Source organism: Psychrobacter sp. ENNN9_III, assembly GCF_001462175.1.
Lineage (GTDB): Bacteria > Pseudomonadota > Gammaproteobacteria > Pseudomonadales > Moraxellaceae > Psychrobacter.
In genome coordinates, this window is the sequence record NZ_LNUO01000197.1 from 1 (window position 1) to 5,803 (window position 5,803).

8 protein-coding genes are annotated in these 5,803 nt (G+C 43.9%); all 8 read left to right on the top strand.

Annotation, left to right across the window (positions count from 1 at the left end; translation table 11 throughout):
- The coding region (locus tag PENNN9_RS11890; RefSeq protein ID WP_058369880.1) for a TauD/TfdA dioxygenase family protein at positions 1-803 on the top strand (803 nt) is incomplete at its 5' end.
- A complete protein-coding gene (locus PENNN9_RS13665; protein WP_082638089.1) occupies positions 721-915 on the top strand; it encodes a TauD/TfdA family dioxygenase in 195 nt (64 codons plus the stop codon). The genes PENNN9_RS11890 and PENNN9_RS13665, both read left to right, overlap by 83 nt.
- 26 nt (positions 916-941) lie before the next feature.
- Positions 942-1,577 carry a class II aldolase/adducin family protein gene (locus PENNN9_RS11895; protein WP_197409108.1) on the top strand — a complete coding sequence of 212 codons (636 nt, stop codon included), beginning with the start codon at positions 942-944 and terminating at the stop codon, positions 1,575-1,577.
- Positions 1,574-1,720: a hypothetical protein gene (locus tag PENNN9_RS12880; protein WP_197409109.1), complete on the top strand. Its 147-nt coding sequence runs from the start codon at positions 1,574-1,576 to the stop codon at positions 1,718-1,720. The genes PENNN9_RS11895 and PENNN9_RS12880 overlap by 4 nt, the downstream gene beginning before the upstream one ends.
- A 36-nt stretch (positions 1,721-1,756) precedes the next feature.
- Positions 1,757-2,944: an alpha/beta fold hydrolase gene (locus PENNN9_RS11900; RefSeq protein WP_058369881.1), complete on the top strand. Its 1,188-nt coding sequence runs from the start codon at positions 1,757-1,759 to the stop codon at positions 2,942-2,944.
- An 83-nt stretch (positions 2,945-3,027) separates the two neighbouring features.
- On the top strand, positions 3,028-3,756 hold the full coding sequence (gene pcaH / locus PENNN9_RS11905; protein ID WP_058369882.1) for a protocatechuate 3,4-dioxygenase subunit beta: 729 nt from the start codon (positions 3,028-3,030) through the stop codon (positions 3,754-3,756).
- A 3-nt stretch (positions 3,757-3,759) separates the two neighbouring features.
- Positions 3,760-4,383 (top strand): protocatechuate 3,4-dioxygenase subunit alpha, encoded by a 624-nt coding sequence (gene pcaG / locus PENNN9_RS11910; RefSeq protein ID WP_058369883.1) that lies wholly within the window; start codon positions 3,760-3,762, stop codon positions 4,381-4,383.
- A gap of 79 nt (positions 4,384-4,462) precedes the next feature.
- A complete protein-coding gene (gene pobA / locus PENNN9_RS11915) occupies positions 4,463-5,686 on the top strand; it encodes a 4-hydroxybenzoate 3-monooxygenase (protein ID WP_058369884.1) in 1,224 nt (407 codons plus the stop codon).
- Positions 5,687-5,803: the final 117 nt, after the last annotated feature.

The window sequence follows — 5,803 nt, forward strand, 5'->3', positions numbered from 1 at the left end:
GCAGTGTTCACCCCACAGGACTTTTTGATAATAGTGCAAAAGATTATCAGCATATTACTGCCCATCCTTTAGCTTCTGCTATGGGCGCAGAGATTAGAGGCGTAAATTTAAGCGATGTCAGTGACGATGTCATGGCTGAGATCGAAGATGCCCTTTATAGACACAAAATGATCTTTTTCAGAGATCAGGAAATAAGCTTTACCGATCATGAAAATCTGATTCTTCAACTTGGTGAGTTCGGGACAGATGCCTATACTACTGGTGTTCCTGGTCATCCAAATATTCAACCGCTTATTAAAGAAGCAAGCGTAACTACCAAAAGCGTGTTTGGCAGTGGCTGGCATGTCGATTCAGCTTTTTTAGAGTGCCCACCTTCTATTGCCATTAATTATGGGGTAGATATACCACCATACGGTGGAGATACGATGTTCGCCAATGCTGTGTTAGCTTATAACTCTTTAAGCCCAGCAATGCAAGAGATGATAGCGCCACTAAAAGTATGGATGAGTGGTAAAAAAGTCCTTGCCAATATGCAATCAGAAAAGCAATCTCAAGAGTCAGGTAAAGTAGGCGCCATTGGCAATATCGAGCTTGATTTGAATACCCAGCAAATGCTAGAAGGTTTTTATCATCCAATGGTCAGAACCCATCCCGTGTCAGGTGAAAAGTCACTGTATGTCGACAAGATTTATGCTTGCGGGATAGAAGGCATGACAGAAGATGAGGCGCGACCTTTGCTTGATTTTTTTATCGAGCTTTGCGACACAAGAGTCTTTTACTTGCCGATTAAGATGGGAAAATAATACCGTTATTATGTGGGATAACAGGATTTGCTTGCATCAAGCTTTTAATGACTATGATGGTTATAGACGTGAGATGTATCGTGCGATTGTCATGGGCGAGAGACCAGTATAATAGAATTATAGTAATAGGATTGTATTATGGAAGATATTTTTGCATCTACAGTAACCCCGCCAGGCTATAGTGACGTTGAGTGGCAAGCTCGAGTCGAATTGGCGCTGTGCTATAGAATGGTTGATTACTATGGTTGGACGACTCAAGTCTACAATCATATTTCTTATAGGATACCCGGTACTGATCATTTACTTATTAATGCTTTTGGGCTGCTATATAGTGAAATAAAACCGTCAAACTTAGTCAAAATTGACTTTGATGGAAATAAGGTCGACGACTCACCTTATCCTATCAATCAGGCAGGCAATGTGATTCATACTGCGCTTCATAAGGGTAGGCCGGATGTACACTGTGTTATGCATACTCACAATACTGATATCCAAGCGGTAAGCGCATTAAAGTGCGGTTTTATGCCTTTATACCAAGAAGCGTTTATGTTCTACGATCGAATTGGTTATCACAATTTTGAAGGTATTGTGTTAGATGAGAGCGAACAGCAACGACTGATAGCTTCACTTGGACCGACCAATCACACTTTGATGCTGAATAATCATGGGGTTATCACGACTGGACCTGACGTATCTTGGGCATTTATGAGAATGTATCAAATCATTCAAGGATGTCAAGTGCAGTTAAAAGCCATGGCATCGGAGGAGAGATGATTCAAGTAAGTGATGATGCTATGAGAAAAACAAGAGAGCAATTTGAAGGTGGTGACGCTCAAGCTGGTGCTGCAGTGAGATTGCCTGAATGGCCCGCTTACTATCGCTTGATGAATAGATTGGATCCAAATTGGGATAAGTAATCGCTCTTTGAAAGTTACACGCGCAGGAGAACAAGCATGGCATTTTTTGCAACCGACGTACACCTTATCGCTTATCAAGATAGTGGTGAGGCTTATCTACCAGCATTATTTATGGCGCATCCACTTGGGATGAGTCGTGACGTCTGGGATAAACTCTGTGACCAATTACACGGACACTATCGTTGTATCCGCTGGGACTTACCGGGACACGGTCGTAGTGGGGTCGCAGCAGATGATGTCTCTGCAGAAGTGCTGGCTTACGATGTACTTGCCTTAGCCGATACGCTAGAGATTGAGAGCTTTAGTTTTATCGGTACATCGATTGGCGGTGTCATCGGTCAAAGCTTATGTCAGATAGCACCTGAGCGCTTAGAGCAAGTATGGTTAACCAACACTGGTGCTGTCATCGGTACTAAAGAAGCTTGGGCCGAACGTGCCAAAAATGTCCGTCATTTAGGCTTGGCTGAGATGGCTGAAGGCATCGTGACACGTTGGTTCGCTCCAAGCTATGCTAAACAATACCCCGAAACGCTACAAGGCTGGCAAGTACAATTGTTACGCAGCGATGATGAGAGCTATGCCAAGCTTTGTGAAGCATTGGCACAAGTCGATAACCGCGACAAACTAGCAAGCTATGCTAAAAGTGTTGCCTTACTTGCTGGTTCGGAGGATGTGTCGACCCCTCCTGCTACTTTAGAAGCATTACAGACGGCTTTTCCTGATGCCCACTTAACCGTATTTGCAGGGGTGGGGCATGTGCCGTCAGTTGAGGCACCAAGTCAGCTAGTCGACTATATTCAAACCAATGCTGCTCGTGCGACCGTCGGTCAAACAGGTGTCAGCTATGAGCAAGGGCTTGTACAACGTAAACGCATTCTTGGGGACGCTCATGTCGAAAGAGCGTCTAAGAATGCCACGACGCTAGACAGTCCGTTTCAACAGTTTATTACTCGTAATGCATGGGGCGAGCTATGGGGAGATCCCAGTTTGACTTTTCAGCAGCGTAGTATGATTACGACCGCTATATTAGCAGCACTAGGGCGCGATGGTGAATTGGGATTGCATTTACGCACAGCGCAGCGTTTGGGTATTACCGAAGCTCAGTTGCGTCAAGTACTGATGCATGTGTCTATCTATGCTGGTGTACCAGCGGCCAATCATGCGTTTTCTTTAGCTAAAGAAAAATGGTGTACCAGCGGCCAATCATGCGTTTTCTTTAGCTAAAGAAAAATGGCTGGGGTGATGCAATATCCTAATATTAAAATATTCAATGCTCTAAGCCTTTTATAAAAATGGAGATACTCCTAATGAGTCAAAACTATCCTTATTTTGTCGCGCGCGACCGTGCATGGCAACCTGCACAGTATACACCAGGTTATAAAACCTCAGTTTCTCGTTCTCCGCGTCAAGCATTAGTTAGTATTCAAAATGCCAGCCCCTCAGAGCGCAGTGGTCCTGTCTTTCATAACTTAGACATGGGTCAACATGATAATGATTTATTGATGAATTTTCGTACAGAAGGCTCACAAGCAGGCTTACCTATTGGTGAGCGTATTGTAGTACATGGTCGTGTGATTGATCAGTTTGGCAAGCCAGTTCCCAATACACTAGTTGAGATGTGGCAAGCCAATGCTGGGGGCCGTTATCGTCATAAAAAGGACAGCTACCTTGCACCTCTTGATCCAAATTTTGGCGGGGTCGGCCGTTGTATGACAGATGCTGATGGTCGCTATCGTTTTCGTACAGTGCGACCTGGTCCTTATCCTTGGCCAAACGGTATTAACACCTGGCGTCCTGCGCATATTCACGTCTCAGTCATGGGACCGTCGATCTCGACTCGCTTAATTACTCAAATGTACTTTGAAGGTGATCCATTGGTTCCACTGTGCCCAATCGTACAGGTATTAAAAGACCCAGAAGCGGTAGAAACGATGATTGCGCGCTTGGATATGGCTATGAGCAAACCGATGGACTACCTAGCGTATCGTTTCGATGTGGTCGTTCGCGGCGCATTACAAACCTATTTTGAGGAGTAAAACATGTATAGCCAATACAAATCACAAGACGAGACGGGTTTACTGCGTGAAACAGCCTCACAAACGGCAGGGCCTTTCGTCCATATCGGGTTAGCGTTAGAGATTGCAGGCTTTGAGTCAAGATCAGATGAGATATGGCAAGATTTGGCTAAAGAAAATGCCGAGGGTGAGCACATTGAACTGGTCGGCTCTGTATATGATGGCAATGACGACTTAGTCCACGATGCCTTAATTGAGGTTTGGCAAGCTGATAGCCACGGCAACTATGTTGCTGATTTTGATAATAAAAAACCCTTTAGTGGCTTTGGTCGTAGTGCCTGCGCGATGGAGGGCAACTTTTATTTTAAGACGATTAAACCTGGGCAAGTAGATTTCGACGGTAAATCAATGGCGCCTCATATCAATATTGCTATTTTTGCACGTGGTATCAATCTTCATTTGCAAACCAGAGCGTACTTTGATGACGAAGAGGCGGCTAATGAAAATTGCCCAGTCTTAAATAAAGTTCCATCACCCGTGCGCCGTAAAACATTGATAGCAGTAAAAGAAGCAGGTGATGGAAAACCACGCTATCGGTTTGATATACGCTTACAAGGTGACGATGAAACGGTCTTTTTTGACTTTTAATATAATGGGCGACAAGTGCACCATATGATAAATGACAAACAAGTTTAAATGGACTTTACTAAATATAAAGAGGGATTTTATGACTAACACTCAGGCAACTTCAACTGTACAAGTAACCACCAAAACTCAAGTTGCCATCATTGGTGCAGGTCCATCTGGTTTGTTACTTGGGCAGTTATTGACCAAAGCTGGTATCGACAATATCATCTTAGAACGTCAATCAGGTGAGTATGTATTGGGACGTATTCGTGCAGGTGTGTTAGAGCAAGGTACAGCAGACCTCATTCGTGAAGCGGGTGCTGGCGCGCGTATGGACAAAGAGGGCTTAATTCATACTCACACAGACTTTAGTTTTCAGGGTGAGCACTATCAGTTAGACCTCGAAAAATACAGCGGTGGCAAACATGTGATTGTGTACGGTCAAACAGAAGTGACTCGCGATTTGATGGAGGAACGTGAAAAAGCAGGCGCTATCACAGTGTATCAAGCGGATAATGTCAAGCTACATGATATTGAGTCAGACAGCCCTTATGTGACTTACCAACATAAAGATGAAATATTTCGTGTAGATTGCGATTATATTGCTGGGTGTGATGGCTTTCACGGCGTTTCGCGCAAATCCATTCCTGCTAGTAAATTAGAAGAATATGAAAAAACCTATCCATTTGGCTGGCTAGGTTTGATGAGTGATACGCCACCAGTCAATGATGAGTTGGTTTATTGCGCCCATGAGCGCGGCTTTGCACTCTGTTCAATGCGTTCCCCGACCAGAAGTCGTTATTACATCCAAGTGCCTGATACAGACAAAATAGAGAACTGGAATGAAGAAAAGTTTTGGGATGAGTTAAAGCGCCGTATTCCACCAGAAATGGCTGAACGCTTAGTGACTGGCCCAGCATTGGAGATGAGTATCGCTCCATTGCGCTCTTATGTATGTGAAACCATGCAGTATGGCAAAGTGTTTTTGTTAGGGGATGCCGCGCACATCGTACCGCCGACTGGGGCGAAAGGCTTGAACCTTGCTGCCAGTGATGTAGAGACTGCCTTTCGTCTATTTGCAAAAATCTACAAAGAAGGGCGTACTGATCTGATTCCACGCTATCAAGAAATATGTTTGGCACGGGTCTGGAAAGCGGTACGTTTCTCGTGGTGGATGACTATGTTATTACATCGTTTCCAAAGTGCGGGTCGTTTTGATTTCCGTGTGCAGCAAGCTGAGTTTGACTACTTTATTAACTCAGAAGCAGGTAAGACAACCATTGCAGAAAATTATGTGGGCTTGCCGTGTGAGGCATTGGAATAGTCTATAAATACTAGTTTATACTTAAAACGAAAAGGCTTTTAATGCTATGTTTACTATAGTATTAAAGGCCTTTTTATTATTTAAAAACCCATATGTTTTTCCAAACTCTTATAACAC

Excerpts from the sequence above, each read along its gene's own strand:
- pcaH (WP_058369882.1), top strand. The coding sequence starts at position 3,028 with ATGAGTCAAAACTATCCTTATTTTGTCGCGCGCGACCGTGCATGGCAA.
- PENNN9_RS11895 (WP_197409108.1), top strand. The coding sequence starts at position 942 with ATGGAAGATATTTTTGCATCTACAGTAACCCCGCCAGGCTATAGTGAC.
- PENNN9_RS12880 (WP_197409109.1), top strand. The coding sequence starts at position 1,574 with ATGATTCAAGTAAGTGATGATGCTATGAGAAAAACAAGAGAGCAATTT.
- pcaG (WP_058369883.1), top strand. The coding sequence starts at position 3,760 with ATGTATAGCCAATACAAATCACAAGACGAGACGGGTTTACTGCGTGAA.
- PENNN9_RS13665 (WP_082638089.1), top strand. The coding sequence starts at position 721 with ATGAGGCGCGACCTTTGCTTGATTTTTTTATCGAGCTTTGCGACACAA.
- pobA (WP_058369884.1), top strand. The coding sequence starts at position 4,463 with ATGACTAACACTCAGGCAACTTCAACTGTACAAGTAACCACCAAAACT.
- PENNN9_RS11900 (WP_058369881.1), top strand. The coding sequence starts at position 1,757 with ATGGCATTTTTTGCAACCGACGTACACCTTATCGCTTATCAAGATAGT.